The organism is Serratia fonticola, from assembly GCF_001006005.1.
In the GTDB taxonomy this organism is placed as follows: domain Bacteria; phylum Pseudomonadota; class Gammaproteobacteria; order Enterobacterales; family Enterobacteriaceae; genus Chania; species Chania fonticola.
Window position 1 is genome coordinate 2,025,576 of the sequence record NZ_CP011254.1, and the last position, 20,021, is coordinate 2,045,596.

19 protein-coding genes and 1 tRNA gene are annotated in these 20,021 nt (G+C 51.4%); 14 read left to right on the forward strand and 6 right to left on the reverse strand.

From position 1 onward, the window contains the following. Positions 1–19 precede the first annotated feature (19 nt). Entirely contained in the window at positions 20–1,420 is a 1,401-nt protein-coding gene (locus tag WN53_RS08970) for a glycoside hydrolase family 1 protein (RefSeq protein WP_024485040.1), read from the forward strand. A gap of 92 nt (positions 1,421–1,512) precedes the next feature. Here the strand turns inward: WN53_RS08970 and WN53_RS08975 are convergent, their stop codons facing one another. Further along, positions 1,513–2,655 carry an IS481 family transposase gene (locus WN53_RS08975; RefSeq protein WP_046807997.1) on the reverse strand — a complete coding sequence of 381 codons (1,143 nt, stop codon included), beginning with the start codon at positions 2,653–2,655 and terminating at the stop codon, positions 1,513–1,515. 344 nt (positions 2,656–2,999) lie between these two features. Beyond that, positions 3,000–3,599 (reverse strand): HD domain-containing protein, encoded by a 600-nt coding sequence (locus WN53_RS08980; protein ID WP_024486965.1) that lies wholly within the window; start codon positions 3,597–3,599, stop codon positions 3,000–3,002. A 130-nt stretch (positions 3,600–3,729) separates the two neighbouring features. Here WN53_RS08980 and WN53_RS08985 point away from each other — a divergent pair, with 130 nt between their 5' ends. From WN53_RS08985 to WN53_RS08995, 3 genes are all read left to right on the forward strand, one after another. After that, a complete protein-coding gene (locus tag WN53_RS08985; protein WP_024486966.1) occupies positions 3,730–4,155 on the forward strand; it encodes an organic hydroperoxide resistance protein in 426 nt (141 codons plus the stop codon). Between the two features lie 222 nt (positions 4,156–4,377). Beyond that, positions 4,378–6,072, forward strand: a complete 1,695-nt coding sequence (eptB, locus tag WN53_RS08990; RefSeq protein ID WP_024486967.1) for a kdo(2)-lipid A phosphoethanolamine 7''-transferase — start codon at positions 4,378–4,380, stop codon at positions 6,070–6,072. Between the two features lie 125 nt (positions 6,073–6,197). Continuing rightward, positions 6,198–6,274: transfer RNA gene (locus WN53_RS08995), tRNA-Pro, on the forward strand. A 284-nt stretch (positions 6,275–6,558) separates the two neighbouring features. Here the strand turns inward: WN53_RS08995 and WN53_RS28140 are convergent. The 4 genes from WN53_RS28140 to WN53_RS26805 all read right to left on the reverse strand — a co-directional run bounded on the left by WN53_RS28140 (position 6,559) and on the right by WN53_RS26805 (position 9,934). Continuing rightward, positions 6,559–7,919, reverse strand: a protein-coding gene (locus WN53_RS28140) for an IS3 family transposase (protein ID WP_099049954.1) whose coding sequence is annotated in 2 segments (ribosomal slippage) — positions 6,559–7,424 and positions 7,424–7,919 — 1,362 coding nt in all. Because the reading frame shifts where the segments join, the coding sequence is not laid out codon by codon here. 100 nt (positions 7,920–8,019) lie between these two features. Continuing rightward, on the reverse strand, positions 8,020–8,367 hold the full coding sequence (locus tag WN53_RS09010; RefSeq protein WP_024484222.1) for an HVO_A0114 family putative DNA-binding protein: 348 nt from the start codon (positions 8,365–8,367) through the stop codon (positions 8,020–8,022). A gap of 360 nt (positions 8,368–8,727) precedes the next feature. Beyond that, entirely contained in the window at positions 8,728–9,195 is a 468-nt protein-coding gene (locus WN53_RS09015) for a hypothetical protein (RefSeq protein ID WP_046808050.1), read from the reverse strand. 1 nt (position 9,196) lies between these two features. Next, positions 9,197–9,934, reverse strand: coding sequence for a winged helix-turn-helix domain-containing protein (locus tag WN53_RS26805; protein ID WP_024484220.1), 738 nt, complete (start codon positions 9,932–9,934; stop codon positions 9,197–9,199). 381 nt (positions 9,935–10,315) lie between these two features. Between WN53_RS26805 and WN53_RS09025 the strand changes: the two genes are divergently transcribed. The 10 genes from WN53_RS09025 (at position 10,316) to WN53_RS26810 (ending at position 19,746) form a co-directional block, all read left to right on the forward strand. Beyond that, positions 10,316–10,852: a fimbrial protein gene (locus tag WN53_RS09025; protein ID WP_024484219.1), complete on the forward strand. Its 537-nt coding sequence runs from the start codon at positions 10,316–10,318 to the stop codon at positions 10,850–10,852. An 88-nt stretch (positions 10,853–10,940) separates the two neighbouring features. After that, positions 10,941–11,483, forward strand: a complete 543-nt coding sequence (locus tag WN53_RS09030) for a fimbrial protein (protein WP_024484218.1) — start codon at positions 10,941–10,943, stop codon at positions 11,481–11,483. Positions 11,484–11,536: 53 nt separating this feature from the next. After that, positions 11,537–14,149: an outer membrane usher protein gene (locus WN53_RS09035; RefSeq protein WP_024484217.1), complete on the forward strand. Its 2,613-nt coding sequence runs from the start codon at positions 11,537–11,539 to the stop codon at positions 14,147–14,149. 39 nt (positions 14,150–14,188) lie between these two features. Further along, on the forward strand, positions 14,189–14,971 hold the full coding sequence (locus WN53_RS09040; RefSeq protein ID WP_390901744.1) for a fimbria/pilus periplasmic chaperone: 783 nt from the start codon (positions 14,189–14,191) through the stop codon (positions 14,969–14,971). Between the two features lie 43 nt (positions 14,972–15,014). Then, entirely contained in the window at positions 15,015–15,674 is a 660-nt protein-coding gene (locus tag WN53_RS09045; RefSeq protein ID WP_390901741.1) for a fimbrial protein, read from the forward strand. A 9-nt stretch (positions 15,675–15,683) separates the two neighbouring features. Next, positions 15,684–16,247: a fimbrial protein gene (locus tag WN53_RS09050; RefSeq protein ID WP_024484214.1), complete on the forward strand. Its 564-nt coding sequence runs from the start codon at positions 15,684–15,686 to the stop codon at positions 16,245–16,247. A gap of 11 nt (positions 16,248–16,258) precedes the next feature. Further along, the gene (locus tag WN53_RS09055; protein WP_024484213.1) at positions 16,259–16,786 is read left to right on the forward strand and encodes a fimbrial protein; all 528 of its coding nucleotides are present in this window, start codon (positions 16,259–16,261) and stop codon (positions 16,784–16,786) included. Between the two features lie 101 nt (positions 16,787–16,887). Then, positions 16,888–17,391, forward strand: a complete 504-nt coding sequence (locus WN53_RS09060; protein ID WP_024484212.1) for a fimbrial protein — start codon at positions 16,888–16,890, stop codon at positions 17,389–17,391. A gap of 884 nt (positions 17,392–18,275) precedes the next feature. Next, positions 18,276–18,734: a fimbrial protein gene (locus tag WN53_RS29130; protein ID WP_071784951.1), complete on the forward strand. Its 459-nt coding sequence runs from the start codon at positions 18,276–18,278 to the stop codon at positions 18,732–18,734. 409 nt (positions 18,735–19,143) lie between these two features. Beyond that, positions 19,144–19,746, forward strand: a complete 603-nt coding sequence (locus WN53_RS26810) for a response regulator transcription factor (RefSeq protein ID WP_024484211.1) — start codon at positions 19,144–19,146, stop codon at positions 19,744–19,746. Positions 19,747–20,021 lie beyond the last annotated feature (275 nt).

A 20,021-nucleotide genomic window follows, 5' to 3' on the forward strand; every position in this document is an offset into this window, starting at 1 on the left:
GTTTATTGAGGAGAAAGCGATGAGTTGCAAATTTCCACAGCATTTTCTATGGGGCGGCGCGGTCGCGGCAAATCAGGTAGAAGGCGCGTATCTGGAAGATGGCAAAGGCCTTTCGACGTCAGATCTGCAACCCCAAGGGATCTTTGGCGGGCTGACGCCGCGCGTTGCCGGGGACAGCGGTATCAAGGATGTGGCGATCGATTTCTACCACCGTTACCCTGAAGATATCGCGTTGTTTGCCGAGATGGGCTTCAAGTGCCTGCGTACCTCGATCGCCTGGACGCGTATCTTCCCGCAAGGGGACGAAGAAGTGCCGAATGAAGCCGGGCTGGCATTTTACGATCGGTTGTTCGATGAGATGGCCAAATACGGCATTCAGCCGTTGATCACCTTGTCGCATTACGAAATGCCCTATGCATTGACGCAAAAGTATGGCGGTTGGGGCAATCGCCAACTTATTGAGTTCTTCGAGCGTTACGCCCGCACGGTGTTCGAGCGTTACAAGCACAAGGTCAAACACTGGCTGACCTTCAATGAGATCAACATGTCGCTGCATGCGCCGTTCACCGGCGTGGGTCTGCCGGAAGACAGCAGCAAAAGCGAGATTTACCAGGCGATCCACCATCAGCTGGTAGCCAGCGCCAAGGCGGTAAAAGCCTGCCATGAGATCGTGCCGGACGGTAAGATCGGCAATATGTTGCTGGGCGGTATTCTTTATCCGCTGAGCTGCAAGCCGGAAGACCTGTTGGAAACCCAGCGCCAGAACCGCGACTGGATGTTCTTCGGTGATGTACAGGTGCGCGGTGCGTACCCGGCCTATATGAAGCGCTTCTTCCGTGAGAACGACATTCAGGTAACGATCACCGAGGAAGATAAGCAGGCGCTGCGCGAAACCGTCGATTTCATCTCGTTCAGTTACTATATGAGTGGCTGCGTGACCACCGACGAAGAAAAGAACCAGACCGCCCGGGCCAATATCCTCAACATGGTGCCTAACCCGCATCTGGCAAGCTCGGAATGGGGCTGGCAGATAGACCCGGTGGGGCTGCGCTATCTGCTCAACGTGCTGTATGACCGCTATCAGAAACCGCTGTTTATCGTCGAGAACGGCCTGGGGGCGAAAGACCGCATCGAGGCCGACGGCAGCATCAACGACGATTACCGCATTGACTATATCAACGACCATCTGGTGCAGGTTGCGGAAGCGATCGACGATGGGGTTGAGGTTATGGGTTATACCAGTTGGGGGCCGATCGATCTGGTCAGCGCTTCCAAAGCGGAGATGGCGAAGCGCTACGGCTTTATTTATGTCGATCGCGATGACGCAGGTAACGGCAGTCTGGAGCGCCGCCGCAAGAAGAGTTTCTACTGGTACCGCGATGTGATCCATAGCAACGGCAGCAGCTTGAAGATCAAGTAATTACTCAGGGAAATAGGCCCCTCACCCCAACCCTCTCCCTGTACAGACCGGGGACATGGTGAACAGGTGTTCAAGGACATGGTGAACACTTTTTAACATCCTTTACCCATGATGATCGACCTATTTCTCAGGTCGATCGTCCCCACTTTCGTGCTGTACCACCATACCTCGTAGTACCCCTCCCTCTCACTTTCCTTCAGTCCGACATATTCACCGATAAAGGCCTTGCCCACTTTCAGGCTCATCCCTTTCAGACTCAGTTTTCCACTGACATCCACTTTCCTGACCAAGACCCCCTCGTCATACTCGGCTGCCGCTGGATTACCATTGTACTGTCGCGATGAAGGCTGATAACGGGACGCCGGTACCGCCATTGACAGGGCTTCATGTGGACGTTCTAGGTTGTAGATTTCTCGCCAGGCGTCGAACACCTCCTGCAACTGCGTGGCATGGGTAAACCACCGCCCCTGCAGGAGCTCTGCCTTCAGGCTGCGGTGGAAGCGCTCCAGCTTACCCTGAGTCTGAGGATGATAAGGCCGCGAGTGACCCACCCGGATACCCTGACGCATCAGCCACAGTTCCAGTGCGGTCCAACTGCCCGTCGTGTCGCCCCAGGGCGCACCGTTATCCATGGTCATTCTCTCCGGCAAGCCATAACGTTCGAACACCGCTACCAACTGAGACTGCACGGTGACGCGTCGTTCGTCTGGGCAGTGCGCCAGACAGAGCGAGAAGCGTGAATGGTCATCCAGCAGGGTCAGCGGATGGCAACGCCCTTCGGCGAAGGGGAAGTGGCCTTTAAAGTCCATCTGCCAGAGCTGGTTCGGTGCATCATGTTCAAAGCGTCCAACAGTGGGCGCTGGTGATGGGCCACCCGGTAGCAGGTCATGGCGGCGCATCAGGTTATGCACGGTGCTGGCGGCAGGTAACGTATGCCCCTGCATCTCAAGCCACCGCTTGAGCTTGCGCGCCCCCCACATCGGATGGGCCAGATGCGCAGCGCGGAGGTGTTGGACAACGATATCGGGTGTTCTGGAAGGGGAATGGTGTGGCACTCGAGAACGTTCGTTCAGACCGGCCCGCCCATCAGACTGCCAGCGATGTAACCACTTGTATGCGGTAGCAGGCGCTATGCCGAACTGACGGCATAGCGCACGGATATTAGCGCCTTCTTGCGAGGCGAAAAGCACAAACTCGGTACGTAATGACATGGCAGATCTCTCATTCCACGGCATAAGCAGCTCCACTCAGAAGTACTCATACCTATGTTGTAAGTGTCTACCATGTCCCCGAACAAGTGTTCATGATGTCCCCGGTCTGTACACTCCCACAGGGAGAGGGAGCTGCCACGGTGTTGCGGTCGGGTACTGCGATCGCTTTGTCCTGCCTAAAAGGGAGCTGCCCCGGTGTTGCGGTCGGGTGCTGTGGTCGCTTTGTCCTGCCTAAAAGGGAGCTGATTGGGTGCAATGGCCAGGTAATTTCTGTAACTGATAGCTAGCTCGATCGGTCCCCTCTCCCTGTGGGAGAGGGCTAGGGTGAGGGGCCATCACAGTGCTTATGTCTCCCTCCTATCTCAAGCTTACGCCACCTCGTTTGCCTGATATCGCTGCCGGGCATGGTCAAACCAACGGGCAGGGACGTTATGCGGTGGCAGCTGCAGCGCCTGTAAACCTTGTTCGATGATATAGCTAGCCTGCTTCCACAGCTGTGGATCGCCTTCGGTCAGCACTTCCAGCAGGCGCTGTTTTTCCACCAGGTAGGTTTTGGCGAAGTGGCTATCGTATTGCAGCAGGGAACGGGTGTTGTCGATCAAATCGGCCAGCTTGATGGTTTTGGCCTGTGGGGAGGCATTGGCGCTGTGGCGACGATCGCGGTTCTTGCGTTGATAGCGATTTTCCGCGCTGCCGATGCTGACGTTGGTCAGCATAGCGACCAGGCTGGCAACCTGTGGGCCAAAATGGCTTTCGATATCGGCCAGCGTAGAGGGGGTATCTTCCACGGTGTCATGCAGCCAGGCCGCAGCCAGCATCTCTTCGCTGTGCGGCACGCTGCTGACAATCTCCATTACTGCCTGTGGATGCACAATATACGGGTCGTTCGTATATTTGCGGCGCTGATCGATCGCTCCATGCGCTTTGGTGGCATAGCGGCGGGCGCGTTCGGCCAATGTGTCAGTCATGCTTTGATTTCCCTGCGGCATCCGATAGATAGAACTTAGCATACCGTGCTTAACGTCAGTTGTGCGAGCCTGGGCTCCGCGCAGAATGGTCTACACTGGATCGGGTCACCAACCCGAAAAGGAACGATCTATGTCTATTGAGAAAGTGGTTTATCGCGCCCATGCCAAGGCAACCGGTGGCCGAGACGGCCGTGCAACCTCATCCGACGGCGTGTTGGACGTGAAATTAGGCGTGCCGAAAGAGATGGGCGGAGCCGGTGGGGAGGTTACCAACCCTGAGCAACTGTTTGCCGCGGGCTATTCGGCCTGTTTCCTTGGGGCACTGAAGTTTGTCGCTTCGAAAGAAAAAGTGAAAATCCCTGCTGAAGCCTCCATCGAGGGCACCGTCGGTATCGGTGAGATCCCCAACGGTTTTGGCATTGAGGTTCAGCTGGATATCAGCCTGCCGGGCGTTGAGCGTAGCGTCGCGGAAGACTTGGTGAAGAAAGCCCATGTGGTCTGCCCCTATTCCAATGCCACGCGCGGCAATATCGATGTAACCCTTAATATTAAATAATGTTTCCTGCTAAAAACCGGTGAAAGAGGGGGACAATGCTCCCCCATTCACAAGTCTTGTCTCCCCGCTATTTTTCTCACAAAATTGGCAAAAAATGCTCGTTTGGTGCGATTTTTCTTGATTCTGTTCTGCAGAATGATGCTTATTGCCCATCGGCTGAACCTGAGGGCATATCGACTGTCTGATGGTTTCAGAACTTGAAGCCCGGAGCCACTGCGTTACATGAACAAAGTTAAATCGCTATCACAGCAGAATTTATCGTTATTGTTAGCGATCTATATCGGCATCTTTTTAAACCTTTCCGTTTTCTATCGTCGTTTTGATTCCTTTGCGCACGGCATTCAGGGGATCAAGGTGGTTTCTGCGCTGACGGAAGTCATCGCCATTGTCCTGTTCACCTTCTTTATCATGCGGTTGGTATCCCTGGGAGGACGGCTGTTTTACCGCATCGTCGCCTCTTTGCTGGTATTGATCTCCGTCGCTGCCAGTTACTACATGACGTTCTTCAACGTGGTGATTGGCTATGGGATTATCGTTTCGGTGATGACCACCGATATCGATCTCTCCAAAGAGGTGGTCGGGCTGAATTTTGTGCTGTGGATGATTGTAGTCAGCGCTTTACCGCTGCTGTGCATCTGGAGCAATAACCTGCGCGACACCCTGATCGAACAAATGAAAACGCCAGGGCAGCGGATTAAGCCACTGCTGATCATGTTGGCGGTGGTTGCGCTGGTGTGGCTGCCGTTGCGTACCCTGGATAAAGAGCAAAGCGCCCAGGAAAAGATCACCAATATCGATCTGCCGAGCTATGGTGGGGTGGTTGCGCACTCTTATCTGCCTTCCAACTGGCTTTCGGCGCTGGGGCTGTTTGCCTACACCCGTTATGATGAAAGCTCGGACGCAGCCAACATGTTCGATCCCAGCAAGAACTTTACCTATGTTGCCCCAGAGGGCATCGATGACACCTACGTGGTGTTTATCATCGGTGAAACCACCCGCTGGGATCATATGGGCATTCTGGGCTATGAGCGTGATACCACGCCTAAGCTGTCGCAGGAGAAAAACCTGGTGGCGTTCCGGGGTGAATCTTGTGATACCTCCACCAAGCTTTCGTTACGCTGTATGTTTGTGCGTGAGCATGGCACCTCGGATAACCCGCAGCGAACCCTGAAAGAGCAGAATATCTTTGCCGTTCTGAAAGAGCTGGGCTTCAGTTCCGAGCTGTTCGCGATGCAGAGCGAGGTGTGGTTCTACAATAATACCGATGTGGATAACTACTCATTCCGTGAAATGATCGCCTCAGAGAAGCGTAACGACGGTAAATCGGTGGACGATATGCTGTTAGTGGATGAGATGAAAGAGTCGCTGGCTCGCCATCCCGACGGCAAGCATCTGGTGATCCTGCATACCAAAGGGTCGCATTACCTCTATTCACAGCGCTACCCGCGCAGCTTTGCTCGTTATCAGCCGGAATGCATGGGCGTGGATGAGTTCTGCTCCAAAGAGCGCTTGATTAACGCCTATGACAACTCGGTGCTGTACACCGATACCTTTATCGACAGCGTGATCGACCAGGTGCGCGATAAGAAGGCTATCGTGTTTTACGCGGCCGACCATGGCGAATCCATTGGTGAAAACTCGCATCTGCATGGTACGCCGCGTGAAATGGCCCCGCCGGAGCAGTTCCGTGTGCCGATGATCGTCTGGGCTTCCGATAAATACCTCGAAGACCCGCAGCATAAGAGTGCGTTTGAGCAGTTACAGACCCAACAGCGGGTTGGCCAGCCGCACCGTCACGTAGAGCTGTTTGACTCTATCCTCGGCTGCCTGGGTTATACCTCGCCGGATGGCGGTATTGTTGAGAGCAATAACTGGTGTCACCTTCCGCAGAGTAAAGCGGACGCCAAGGCGCTGTAAACCGAGCCAGAAAGGCCGTATCCGCTCAGATACTGGCCTGTTTGGCGCTTTTAGCGCCACTTGGTCTGCGGGGGTGAAAAAGAGATTGACGCGTATACGGCCCAGCAGTAAGATGCGCCCCGCATCGGCGAGTAGCGCAGCTTGGTAGCGCAACTGGTTTGGGACCAGTGGGTCGGAGGTTCGAATCCTCTCTCGCCGACCAATTTCAAAGAAACCTGCTTTTTTAAGCAGGTTTTTTTACGTCTGAAGTTTATGAGGATGAGAACCTCCGAAGGAGGTCGACAAATCTGTCGGGAACAGATTTGCATATCGCGTCAGCGATACCCCGTAGGGGCGAGTATCATGGACGATACGAGTGAATCCTCTCTCGCCGACCACATTCAAGAAAACCCGCTTTTTTAAGCGGGCTTTTTTACGTCTGGTGTTTATGAGGATGAGAGCGGGCGCAGCATGTGAACTGACCCCAAGAAGTTGGACGGTTTAAAATTAAGCAACCATCAAGGCCTGCGTTCTGTACTCCACAGGGCTCAGGCCTTTGAGCTTCTGCTTGATACGTCGGTTATTGTAGTAATCTATGTACATGTCTATCTCTTCAGACAGCTGTTCCACACTCTCAAAGCGTTGTAAATAATACAGTTCAGCTTTCAGATGGCCAAAGAAGTTTTCCATTACCGCATTATCCAGGCAGTTACCCTTGCGAGACATGCTCTGTTCTATCCCATTTTCCTGCAACTGATGCTGATAAGCCGCCATCTGATAGTGCCAACCTTGGTCACTGTGCAGCAACGGCTTTTCTTCCGTTTTTAGCGTACTCAGCGCCTTATCCAGCATCGTTTTTACCAGGCTGAACACCGGTTTACGGGACATCTCATAGGCGATGATTTCACCGTTAAACAAGTCGAGTACCGACGATAAATACAGCTTTTTATCCGCCACCCGGAACTCCGTGATATCGGTCACCCACTTTTGGTTAGGCTCCAGAGCGGTAAAATCGCGCTGCAAGGTATTCGGGGCCACTTTACCGACATGTCCCTTGTACGAACGGTACTTTTTACGGCGAACGGGCGATTTCAATTGCAGCTCAACCATCAGTTTTTGCACGGTTTTATGATTTAGGACAGCCCCCATCTTTCGAAGAACACTGGTCACCCGGCGATAGCCGTAACGGCCTTTATGCTCGTTAAAAACAGCCATTATTTGCTGCTTGGTTTCACCATACTTATCCGGTGCTTGATGGCTTTTACAACAATAGTAATACGTACTGCGCGGCAGTTTTCCGGCCCACAGCAAAGCATCCAAACGGTGTTCTGACCTCAATGCACTGATTATTTTTGCCCTTTTCGACGAGTCTGGGCTTCTTTCTGTTGCATCAAGGCTCTCAACTTTTTTATGTAAGCATTCTGTGCACGTAAAAACTCGATTTCCTCCCGCATCTCTTCGGGTGTCAACTCATCAGGCGATTTATCGGCATGGGGGGTTTTGGGGTGCTGACGCATTTGGCGACTTCGCTTATTCAGGTTGAGGGCTTCAGCCCCATTCTCCCGATAGAGTTTAATCCAACGCTCCACAGTAAGGTAACAGGGAATATCGAATTTGGCGGCGACCGTCGCTGAAGAGAGTGGATTTGAAAGCGCGAATTCAACGACAGAGAGCCTGAAGTCAGGCGTGTAATGTGGCTTGCGTCCTACCCGCAGCCCTTGTTCCCCATGATGCTGATAAGCGGCAATCCATCTGCGAAGTTGAACATGGGCAATAGAGAACGTCTTGGCGGTCTGTTTTTGACTGCCGAGTCCGGCAAGATAGTGCCGGACCGCGTCAAGTTTGAACTGAAGTGAATACTTCATCAGAACTGCACCTCCAAATGTCAGATGTTTGTCCAACATTTGGGGTTCAGTTCACATGCAGCGCCCCTACATGGGGAGGCGGTGGAGATTTGTCAGTAGTTTTTTAGGCTGCCTTGCCAATGACAAAATCGAAATGGATTTGGTCGTAGGGGAATATCACCCCGGCTGTACCCTTATCAACGATGCCGCAAGCCAACAACGCCTGAAGATCCGTATGCACAGCTTTAACATCCCGCTCAACGCGACGAGCGACCTCTCTGATTGAGAGTTCTCCGGCCCCGGTCATGCAGTGCAAGATATGCATTTTTTTGGGCGAGAGTGTCTTCCATAACGAATCCCAATCCAGAAAAGTAATGTAACTCCCCTGGTACTGTTTATCGCCTTCCAAGGCGGCTTCCATAGAGCGTTGCGCTTCCTCAAGAGAAGCGACTCGGATGGTGACTGTATTCAACTTTAGTCTCCTCTTAGCTGCGCAATCTCATCGAAGAAACTGCGCCAATAACCATCTGTACAAACTCGGTTTCCGTCAGCGCGATCCTGTCTTGAAAGATGAGTTGAGAAGGCAATTTCATCTCCCTCCTGTTGTTCAAAATAACAACACACTCAAGTGTTGTCAACGATGACAACACTTGGGAATATGACAAAGATGTTGTCCATATCTAGCTAGGTATCAATAGTGTTAGGGCCAGCAGAGCCTGGCAAGAGGGCTAGTTTGATGGTGCGAGTTCTCTCGCAAAGTCGGGGCTAGCAACGAGAGAATGTAGTGAATAGTTCCCCGCCACCTAGGGCTTTGGAGGGCGGCGGGGATAAATTAGTTATTGGTGCAAAGAAACATTGGGAATCCGCGCCCTCTGATTAGAAAAACATCGTCATCGAGCTTATAGAAAGTCATGTAATAGACAGACGTTCTATTCCGAAGGTCACCCCATGAGTTATCCGGCGTGTTGTCATCGTATCTTTTTACTGTTTTATTATACTCGACCGTATAGGTTCCATTTTTGTCGGTTTCATTATAAATGAAAAAGTTATCATTATCGATGGTGTGTTTTTTCCCCTCTATCTCCATTTTTCCAAAAGCGCTTTGAAATCCTGAGTTATCATCATAAAAGAAAACGTTAACCTTTTGAGATATATTGGTGTTTACTGATCTTAAATGTAATTGCATGCTGTAATTACACGTGAATAATAATTCTCTAGACTTTGTTTTTTTCGCATAGCTATAAATAGAAATTGCTAGAGTTAATATTATTGTGACTATTAATAGGATGTTTTTTTTCATGTTAATCATACCTGATGTTGAAGCATTTTGTATTTTTGTTATTCGGGGATCTAAGACATGCGCCAATAAAAACATAATCATCTATTGATTTTAAATCGCTATAATATATATTGTAGCCCTTCGTTTTACACTCTTCCTTGAAGTTTGCTCGCTCAAGGATATTATGCAATATCTTATCTCTAATATGTAGTAATGGATTATCCAATGAGTAAATATGGCATTTCTCAAAAACCTCCACTAAAGAAGGCGTGGATTTTTTAATTTCTATCTCCTTCAACTCTACAATTGAATAATAAAGAATTACAAATGCAGTCATGCAGAATGCAAAAAACAAATTGACCAATTTATTGTCTTTGAATGATGTCTTTTTTATTTCCTCGCTTTCCTTTTTTGTTGCATTTGTTACTGTGGGTAAAAAATCAATACTGCAATTAAATTTGAACCCTACCTTTGGGATGGTGATGATAAATTTCTCTGTGATGCCAAGGCTGGATATGGCTTTCCTTAACTCACTCACCGCGCTATAAAGGTTGTTGTTTGATGGTGTGAGTCCAAAATCCTCCCAAGTATGTTTCAGCAAGTAATCACGGGTTAAGTCATTACCTGCGTTTTTTATCAGTTCCATTAATAACCGTGAGGCTTGATTAGACAAAACCAATGAGTTTTGCTCCTCTTGAACCAGTGATAGCTCTTTTAATTTTGGTGAATATAGAATCACCCCATTGATGATGTAAAGCATAAGAAATACTCATTAAGTGTGTGAGAAAGGTTTTTTTATAGGTAATTCCCACGTCAGTCAAACTATTAAGAATACTCCATATTTATAGAGGGGATACTTAATTCTGGTAATGTTTATTAACCCTTGTTTTTTTGATAATTAAGCTTGAATAAATCCCGTTGACTGGAATAAAAATCTAAATAATTACAATTTTTTAATACAAATACCTAATTTTTGTTTTGATGATAGATTTATCCACATCGGCAGACTTGAGGCTGCTTGTGTTTTACTGGCCTTGCCAAAGACACGAAGGAAGCTGTTCAGGGGGCTGACGATAAAGCACGTGGATCACGCATCCATCGAAATTGAGACTTACGGAATTTTTATCTTAAGGATTTTTGCATGAAACTGAACAAAATCATGATGGCAGCGGTAATCGCTTTGGGCGTATCTTCCGTGGCACACGCCGCGGTGAAAGACCAGGGACACGGTAAAGTGACCTTTACCGGTTCTATCATTGATGCACCTTGTTCTATCACGCCTGATAGCATCGATCAGACGATTGAACTGGGCCAAATTTCTAAAGTAGCGCTGAAAGATGGCGGTAAATCTACCCCACGTAATTTTTCCATCGATTTGGAAAACTGCGAAGTGGGTAAGGATAACAATAATAAAGTTACCGTGACCTTCACCGGTATGGAATCTATGGCTACCAATGGCCTGCTGGGGATTACCGGTACGGCAAAAGGCGCCAGCGTCGCGATCACCGATGGTACCGGTAAAGTGATTGAACTGGGTAAGGCAACCAAGGCGCAACTGCTACAAAATGGTAATAACACCCTGAGCTTTGCCGCTTATATGCAGGGTGATGGTGCCTCTGCCGCCGTGACCGAAGGTGAATTCCAGACGGTTGCCGATTTCACGCTGGCCTACCAGTAAGTATTACTCCCTTGTTTGAGTAACGCGTTTTGCATGCGGAGAAATCCGCATGCTTTTCCTAGGAGATAAGTGGAATAAGGATTGGGCCATGCAGGGCATAAAAAATATCACGGTAGTGTTTTCTTTCATATTTCTCATTACTCCCTTTACTTCTCAGTCGGTAAATATTGCGCAGGGGTGGGGACGGGTCAATATGCAAGGAGCCATTATTGATACTGCCTGTGCGATTGCCGTAGAGAGTCGCGATCAGACTATTGATCTGGGGATTGTGCCTGTTGCAGATATTATTCGTGACGGCCATGGTCGCAGTAAACCCTTCACCATTGAACTGGTGAATTGTGATTTAGAACGTAATGGTAATAAATTCCCTAGCTGGAAGAATTTTCAGGTGATTTTTGATGGTGATGCCGAAGGGGCATTATTTGGTGTGCAAGGGGACGTATCAGGCGTAGCGCTACAAATTAATGAGTCTGGCGGCCACGTAGCCATCCCTGGAAGTCCTTTGTCATTAAGTAATATAACGCCTGGCGCTATGCAGCTTAACTACACCATGAAACTGGTGGCGAATAACCATGCATTGAAAGCAGGGAGTTATTTTTCATCTGTCCGTTTTAAATTGGATTACTTCTAAGCGCTGTAAATACATCGCCATAATCAGAAAGCATTAATAAAAAGGTTAGGGATATGGAGTTATCACCTGCAGGGAAGTTGGCCCGTCTGCAAGTCTTGGGGCTGTGTATTTCCCTTGCGCTGGGCACACCATCAATGGTGGTGTTTGCTGCCGAGGAAATTCAATTTAACACCGACGTGCTGGATGTGAACGATCGGCAGAATATCGATTTGAGCCAGTTCTCCCGTGGTGGCTATATCATGCCAGGCACTTACGGCATGGTGGTGCATATCAACAAGAATGACCTGCCAGAACAGCAGATCCCGTTTTATGTGCCGGAAGACGCACCGAACGACAGTCGTGCCTGTGTGAGCAGAGCTGTGGTAGCGCAGTTGGGGTTGAAAGAGGGGATTATGCAGGATCTCCGCTGGTGGCATCAGGGCGAGTGCTTGGATGAAAACAGCCTGAAGGGGATGGAAGTGCGCGGAGATTTATCCTCCTCGGCGCTGTACCTGAATATTCCCCAGGCCTATCTTGAGTACACAGCGGACAACTGGGATCCTCCGTCGCGCTGGGATGACGGGATCCCCGGGCTGTTACTGGATTATAACCTCAATACGCGGACGCAAAAGCAGTTGAAGCAGGGGGCGAGCAGCTACAACCTCAGTGGCAACGGCACCGCTGGAGCCAATCTGGGGTCCTGGCGTCTGCGGGCAGACTGGCAGGCCAATATCAACCATCAGACCGGGTCGGGGCGACCAACGGACAAGCAGTTGGAGTGGAGCCGTTATTACGCCTACCGCGCCATTCCGGCATTACGCTCGAAGCTGACGATGGGGGAGAACTACCTGGACTCCGGCATGTTCGACAGCTTCCGTTTTAGCGGGGTGAGCCTGGTGTCGGATGACAATATGCTGCCGCCGAATCTGCGCGGCTACGCCCCGGAAGTGGTCGGCGTAGCGAAGACCAACGCCAAGGTGGTGATCAGTCAACAGGGGCGGGTACTGCATGAGACGACGGTCGCTTCAGGGCCATTCCGTATTCAGGACATCAACGATGCGGTCAGCGGCGAGCTGGAGGTGCGGGTAGAAGAACAAGATGGCAGCGTACAGACGTTCACGGTGAACACCGCCAGCATCCCGTATCTGACACGCCCAGGGTCGGTGCGCTTTAAATTGGCAGTGGGTAAACCCTCGGACTGGCAACACCATTCGCGTGGCCCGCTATTTGGTACCGGGGAGTTCTCCTGGGGGGTGAGCAACGGCTGGTCGCTGTATGGCGGCGCACTGGCAGGCGGGGATTATAACGCGCTGTCGATTGGCCTTGGACGTGATCTGATGGTGCTAGGGGCGCTGTCCTTTGACGCTACCGAGTCACGGGCGCGATTGCCACAGGGAAGTGGCACGTTTAGCGGCGGCTCATACCGCCTGAGCTATTCGAAGAACTTCGATGAGTACGACAGCCAGGTGACCTTTGCCGGCTACCGCTTCTCTGAGCGGAACTTTATGAGCATGAGCGAGTACCTGGATGCGCGCTATTACGGCACCCGGACCGGTAATGGTAAGGAGATGTACACCATCACCTTTAATAAACATTTCCGCGATTGGGGGCTGAGCAGTTATGTCAACTACAGCCATGAGACCTACTGGGATCGCCCGGCCAATGACCGTTATAACCTGACGCTGTCGCGCTATTTCGACGTGGGGCGGTTGCGTAACCTGAGCCTGTCGCTGTCGGCGTACCGCAACCAATATAACGGCACCAAAGATGATGGTGCTTACCTGTCGCTGTCGCTGCCGTGGGGCAATAAGTCAACGGTCAGCTATGACACTACGGTGAACCGCAAAGACACCACCCACCGGGTGGGGTACTTCGCCCGGGTAGATGAACACAATAACTATCAGCTCAATGTCGGGAGCTCGCGCAGCGGGGTCAACCTGAGTGGCTATTACAACCATGAGGGGGATATTGCCCGCATGAGTGCCAACGCAAGTTATCAGCAGAATAACTACAGCGCTTTCGGCATGTCGCTGCAGGGCGGGATGACTATGACCGCTGAGGGCGGTGCTGCGCACCGCAATGGGATGCCGGGCGGTACCCGGATGCTGATTGACACCAAAGGGGTGCCAGATGTGCCGGTGCGCGGCTATGGCAGCACTAGCCGAACCAACGTCTGGGGCAAGGCGGTGATTAGCGATGTAAACAGCTACTACCGCAACAATGCGAGCATCGACCTGAATCAACTAGGGGATAGCGCGGAAGCCACCAAATCGGTGGTGCAGGCCACGCTGACGGAAGGGGCCATTGGCTATCGCCAGTTTGATGTGATTGCCGGTGAGAAGGCGATGGCGGTGATTAAGCTGGCCGATGGCAGTGAACCACCGTTTGGCGCCACGGTACTCAATGCCCGCAAACAGGAAACCGGCATTGTCAATGATGGTGGCAGCGTCTATCTGAGCGGCATTAAAGCGGATGCAACCATGACGGTGCAGTGGAACGGCAGCGCCCAGTGCGAAGTGCGCATGCCGACGCCACTGCCGGCGGACATGCTAATGAATACCTTGCTGCTGCCGTGCCATCCGGTGAGCGTGCAAGCGTCTGCCGGTGATAAACCGACGGCGGCGTCATCCGACGACCTGGCGGCAAAGCCTTCGCCGCAGAATGACGAGAAAGGCATACGGTTTTAATCAACCACATTCAGAGGCCCAAAGGCCGGGAAAGAAATGATGCAGAACACTATGTTGAAAACGAACAACCCTTTACCGCCTGGCACACGAGTGCCAACGTTACTGACGGTCGCTCTGTTGAGCGCAATGGCTGCTCAGCAGGTGCAGGCCGCGATTGCTCTGGACCGCACGCGGGTGATTTTTGACGGCAGCCAGAAGTCGGTGAGCTTGAGCGTCAGCAACCAGAACAAGCAACTGCCGTATCTGGCGCAGGGCTGGATTGAGGATGAGCAGGGCAACAAAATCCAGAGCCCACTCACCGTACTGCCGCCGGTGCAGCGCATCGAGCCGGGCAAGCCGAGCCAGGTAAAAATCCAGGCGCTGCCGGCGGCGAAACTGCTCAAGCAGGATCGTGAGACTGTGTACTACTTCAACCTACGGGAAATCCCGCCGAAGAGCACCAAGGCGAACACACTGCAAATCGCGTTACAGACGCGCATCAAGCTGTTCTATCGCCCGGCGGGCATAGCGATGGATAAAAATGCCACGCCGCCGCAGGAGCAGATGACGTTGAGCAAGCAGGGTGACAAGTACTTGGTCAACAACCCGACGCCGTATTACGTGACCATTGTGGATGTCAGCAGCAAAAAAGACGGGGCCGGGGTAAAAGGTTTTGAACCGATGATGGTGCCACCGAAAGGCAGCCTGCCGCTGACGGTGAGCGCGGCCAGCGTGGGCGGTAACCCGGTGCTGACTTATATCAACGACTACGGTGGCCGGCCGCAGCTGAGTTTCAGTTGCAACGGCAGCACCTGCACTGTGATGCCGGAAAAGAAAGCATAACAGAGCAACCGGTGAGGCCGGGCAAGGTAGAGAAGGCATGGGAATGATGAACGAGATGGGCAACACGCCGCAATGCGGGGGCAGGCCGGTTGGATTGAAATATTACGCCGCACTGGGCAGGCAGGTCCTTGTAGTGCCATTAACATTGGGCGCTATGTTATGGCTGCTGCCGTCAGCGCAGGCGGCGGTGGACAATTGGGATGTCGAAGGCGCTAACGGCACATTGTATGTGCATGGCGCGTTGACTGAAAGCGCCTGCCGGCTGGAAATGACCAGCGCTTACCAGGATATCGCGCTGGGTGAAACCGGTACGGGACGTCTGCAGGCGATTGGCACCCGTGGTGAACCGGTACGGTTCGAACTGCGCCTAGTGGATTGCCTGCGCAGTTCGGCGGGCAGCCGGGACATGCGTACTGGCGACCTGACCTGGGCGGACAATCAACCGGCGGTGACGGTGAGTTTTACTGCGCCGCGTGATGCGGATAACCCGCAATTGGTGCAGGTACAGGGCGTTTCTGGCCTTGGGTTGCGGCTGGAAAACGGCCAGGGTCAGGATGTGCGGTTGGGCAGCCGGGGCAAGCCGCTGCTGCTGACGCCGGGACAGGACAGTCTGAGCTATACCGTTGCCCCTGAACGTACGCCAGCCGCTCTGGTGGCAGGCAGTTACCGGGCGGTGGTGGATTTTCAGCTAAGTTATGACTGAGGTTGAGCTATGGCTGACACAGAACAGAAAGTTGCAAAAAATTCGTCTCAGGACAGTATCCGACGAGCGGTGGGAAGTTGCTTGGCACGGATGCTGGTGGGTTCACTGTTACTGAACGCCTCGCTCACCCGAGCAGCAACAGGGGAGGTCAGTAATGTGAAAGTCAACATCACCGGCACTATCGTGGCCAATGCCCGTTGCAATTTCGGGCAGAACAGTCCGATTACTATGGAGTACGGTGATGTATATATCAGTGATATTGCAGGAGATGCGTACAAAAAGAGGATGCACTACAGCGTTTTTTGCAGCGGCGATGCAAGCGGAAAAACTATTCAACTGCAGTTTTCGGGTTCCGGTGCAGGGTTTGACGGTACCTTGCTAAGAACGGATGCCCAGGGATTAGGGATTAAAATCTTGCGAAATAACAGTCAGATGATATTGGGCCAGTGGTATGACCTTAATCCCTCAAGTCCTCCGACCCTGGAAGGGGTATTGGTGAAACAGAATGGTGCTAGTTTTACCAATGGTCAGGAATTTAACGCCTCGGCCACCCTGAAAGTGGCGTACAACTGAGGATAAGCTGAATGGAACGACATACATACAGGCGATCTGCCCAGGCGGGGATAGTTGCGCTGCTATGTGCCCTGATGGTGATAGGGTTGTCAATAGAAGTGGCCCAGGCGGATCAGGTTGGAGGCAGTGTCACCGTGAAATTTCACGGTACGCTGAAGAGGAAGCCCTGCCATATCGACAATGATGGGGACATCTATGTGCACTTTGGCAATGTAGGGATTAACAAGGTGGACGGACAGCACTATATACAGCCGATACCTTACACCCTGACCTGTGAGGAGCCGGACCCGTCCTTGACGTTGCTGCTGTACGTAATGGGGACCCAGAGCAGCTTTGATTCGTCGGCCCTGAAGACCAACGCGAACGGATTGGGGATACAAATCCTGCAAAACGGCACACCGCTCGACATCAACAAGGCACTAACCATCAACTACAGCAACCCGCCAACCCTGCAGGCAGTGCCAGTGAAGCAGGGTGGAGTAAAACTGCCGAAGCAGAACTTCAGTGTTACAGCGACGCTATTGGCGGAATATCAGTGAGGACACGTGCGATGAGAGTACACCCGGTGCAACGAGAAAGAGAACGGCAACGGTGTCATGTTCTGGGTCGACGCCGACGGCTGGTACTGAGTAGCGTAGCCATGGCGGTGTCGCTGATGGTCAGTATGGGCGAACTGCAAGCGAAGAACAACAACTTGCACTTTGATGGCACTCTGGTCGCCGAACCATGCGAGCTGGATCCGAACACGACGGACATTACTCTGGACTTTGGGACGGTGATTGACAAGTACCTGTACTTGAACACCCGTACCCACAGCCAGCCGTTCGCTATCAACCTGATTGAGTGTGACATCTCACTGGGAAAGGAGGTGGTGATGACTTTTAAAGGAGCAGAGAGTCGCGAACTCCCAGGACTGCTCGCCATGAGTGCTGGCCTTGCATCCGGAATAGCTATTGGGATGGAGTTGCCGGACGGTACGCCTTTACCATTGAACCGGGCGACTCCAAAGCAGTCGTTGAATGCGGGTACCACGAGTCTGACATTCCAGGGATATGTGCAAGGAGAGCCGACGGCGATACAGAATCACAGTATCGGCCGGGGCAACTTCACTGCGGTGGCGACGTTCGAAATGGATTATCCGTAAGAAGAAAGTCTAACAAAGCGGGGAAACGGAGGATGATGGCGGCCATCTGGCGGACAATAAAACTTGGATCATGGTCCATCTGATACGGCCCGGCTTCACTATCGTGTAGAACAATACTCAACTGGGAACTGGCTGGCATCCGTTTATCTTGCTGGGATACTGGTGTAGCAACGGACCTGGATCACGTCTGTACAGAAAATCGGAGCCGTCGGTGCCTCAACGTTGAACAGCAGCACTCACTGTACCTACAGTGACAGGGCACTGAGCACGCAAGATAGGGCTCAAAAAACGAATCAGAATTTCAGAAATAGCGGGCAGGTAGGCTTTTATACGGGCAAGCCGTCAGCTTTTTTTAACAAAAAAATTTGTACAAATATAACTGCTCGGGCCTGCGGATTTTTTGAGAGATTGCAGCAGTGTGGGCATGGAGACGTATGATAATGTTAAAGAATATAATACCACGTATTTTCCAGCACCTGGCTCCCTATGTCGTGTGTATGTCAGCATTACTATCACTTCAAATACATAATGCTATTGGCTTTCAAATCAACTTCTCGTCGGATACGGGGAGTATGGCATTAGGTTCAACCGTGAATGTATCTTGGGATCTAACCGGAAGCACAACGTTACCGTCCGACATCGGGGTGATAGCAATAACGGCGGTGTGCGGCGATAGAGTGTTCCAGTCGCCAACGCCTTATTCGATGTATAATGGCCCGCTACCAGTAGCTACACCAGCTCGTCCGGGGGTATACGACTCCTCCACCGCTAGATTTATTCATAAAGGTCAAGCTACAGGCTCGGCTTCGTGGCGTATAACGAGCTATGGTTGTAATTTCCCTGTAAAGTACTGCTTAATCGGAGGGCTTAAGGTGTTTCATGCCATGAGGGCCGGGAGGATCTTAGACACATGCAGCTCATCTATACCCACAACACCAACACCATCTACATGCACTATCAACGGAGGGCAGGACATTAACGTTAATTTTGGTAACGTTGATAGAAATGATATTGGGACCGGCCCCGAGGGGAGTTTGGTACAAACTAAAAACCTGACGATCTCCTGTCAGGGTAATGGCGTTCAAAATTTCTCTATACGTATGCAGTCGACACCTGCAAGCTGGAATAACAACGCAATTCAGTCGAGTAATAAGAATGTTGGGATCGCTACCACTTTTAACGGGCGAGCCATCACAAACGGTACAACGATGAATATGGCGGTGAATGGGAGTTCAAGTGCTAACCTGACGTTCACACCTGTGCGCGGGGCAGGCTCAGACCCTTCGAATATCGCGACCGGTGCTTTTACCGCGTCCACCACACTTATTGTGACGCAGCAATAATGGCGTATCGGTCACACGACAGGTCATTATTACCTGTACATGAACGTTTCGCTTTCTGACATTTCTCTACTGAACTACAGGAAATGACCGACACGATGCGTTGGCCTGCCATGCGGTGCCGCTGCATGTCTTTAACCTCAGTATTATTAGTATCTGCGGGAATTTGTGTGGTTAATATGTTTACGCTCAGCGGTTCACGTAGTTTTGGATTATCTATTAATACAGCTGTTATTGTCTCTGCCGCTTTATTCCTATTGCTGGTTTGGTTGAGGTTTTATCGTGCCGAGGCGTCATTATTACCGCTGCTTGACGTTTATTGCTGTTAGGTGTTGGGGAGTATTAATCCGGCGCAGCCTAACCCGACACCTGAAATAACACCTGTTTCTGGTTCAAATTATAAGGAAGTAAAATGAAGCCACGTATTGTTATCGCTATCCAGGATAGCAACCGTTATTTTGCACAGGGTATCCAGCATATTTTGCAGGACTATTTGCAAGCCAAAGGCTATACGTGGCGTTTTGTCTCGGTGACGTCTGAGATAGCGATCGACCTGATGGTTTGTGTCAAACCCTTTGGCTGGTCGACGCGGCTCAATTCTCAACGGGAAAACCCGGGGGACCAGCGGCTAGGGACGATAGTCATATGGGATACGATTCTTGAAAATATCCGGCACCAGCATGGGCCTGCGGTATTAAGCCGCAAGGCACGGCCCGATGCCGTGTTGCATATGGTCGAGGAAATGTTTGACCAGGCAAGCCAGTCGTCTTTGGCAGCCAAAACGGAAAGAGCATATCGCAGTTTGAAGCTGACTCCGCGCGAGCGCGAGGTTCTGCAAGGGATCTCATGGGAATTAACGCCCAACAAGATCGCGAACAAACTGTCACTTAGCGTCAAGACCGTCAGCACCCATAAACTCACGGCGATGCGCAAGCTGGGTTTCAGACGTAACAGTGAATTGTATCACTGGCTACGCAATGGCGGCCTGGAATTTAACCCGCGGACTCTCTTTTGACGATAACTCAAACCGGTAACAGTGGCGTTTGAGGGGGATAACCTGCTGGTCAATCCCCCACGTACAACCCCTCCACCCAGCTCACTCTTTCGGGTAGTGCCCCAGCATTTCCTCCTGTCTTTTACCGGGATCACAAAAATAACCGCTCAGATATTCATCATTCAGCAATAATCTTTTTTGGTTTTTTATTGGAGGTTAATGCTGGCTAGGTCGTTAACGCTGGTTCATGACGCCAAGATTTAACCCGTAGCACAAGTTTTAATGCTGTAAATGTT

Coding starts and splice junctions, on each gene's coding strand:
- WN53_RS08970 (WP_024485040.1), top strand. CDS start 20: ATGAGTTGCAAATTTCCACAGCATTTTCTATGGGGCGGCGCGGTCGCG.
- WN53_RS08975 (WP_046807997.1), bottom strand. CDS start 2,655: ATGCCGTGGAATGAGAGATCTGCCATGTCATTACGTACCGAGTTTGTG.
- WN53_RS08980 (WP_024486965.1), bottom strand. CDS start 3,599: ATGACTGACACATTGGCCGAACGCGCCCGCCGCTATGCCACCAAAGCG.
- WN53_RS08985 (WP_024486966.1), top strand. CDS start 3,730: ATGTCTATTGAGAAAGTGGTTTATCGCGCCCATGCCAAGGCAACCGGT.
- eptB (WP_024486967.1), top strand. CDS start 4,378: ATGAACAAAGTTAAATCGCTATCACAGCAGAATTTATCGTTATTGTTA.
- WN53_RS09015 (WP_046808050.1), bottom strand. CDS start 9,195: ATGAAAAAAAACATCCTATTAATAGTCACAATAATATTAACTCTAGCA.
- WN53_RS26805 (WP_024484220.1), bottom strand. CDS start 9,934: ATGCTTTACATCATCAATGGGGTGATTCTATATTCACCAAAATTAAAA.
- WN53_RS09025 (WP_024484219.1), top strand. CDS start 10,316: ATGAAACTGAACAAAATCATGATGGCAGCGGTAATCGCTTTGGGCGTA.
- WN53_RS09030 (WP_024484218.1), top strand. CDS start 10,941: ATGCAGGGCATAAAAAATATCACGGTAGTGTTTTCTTTCATATTTCTC.
- WN53_RS09035 (WP_024484217.1), top strand. CDS start 11,537: ATGGAGTTATCACCTGCAGGGAAGTTGGCCCGTCTGCAAGTCTTGGGG.
- WN53_RS09040 (WP_390901744.1), top strand. CDS start 14,189: ATGCAGAACACTATGTTGAAAACGAACAACCCTTTACCGCCTGGCACA.
- WN53_RS09045 (WP_390901741.1), top strand. CDS start 15,015: ATGATGAACGAGATGGGCAACACGCCGCAATGCGGGGGCAGGCCGGTT.
- WN53_RS09050 (WP_024484214.1), top strand. CDS start 15,684: ATGGCTGACACAGAACAGAAAGTTGCAAAAAATTCGTCTCAGGACAGT.
- WN53_RS09055 (WP_024484213.1), top strand. CDS start 16,259: ATGGAACGACATACATACAGGCGATCTGCCCAGGCGGGGATAGTTGCG.
- WN53_RS09060 (WP_024484212.1), top strand. CDS start 16,888: ATGGCGGTGTCGCTGATGGTCAGTATGGGCGAACTGCAAGCGAAGAAC.
- WN53_RS29130 (WP_071784951.1), top strand. CDS start 18,276: ATGAGGGCCGGGAGGATCTTAGACACATGCAGCTCATCTATACCCACA.
- WN53_RS26810 (WP_024484211.1), top strand. CDS start 19,144: ATGAAGCCACGTATTGTTATCGCTATCCAGGATAGCAACCGTTATTTT.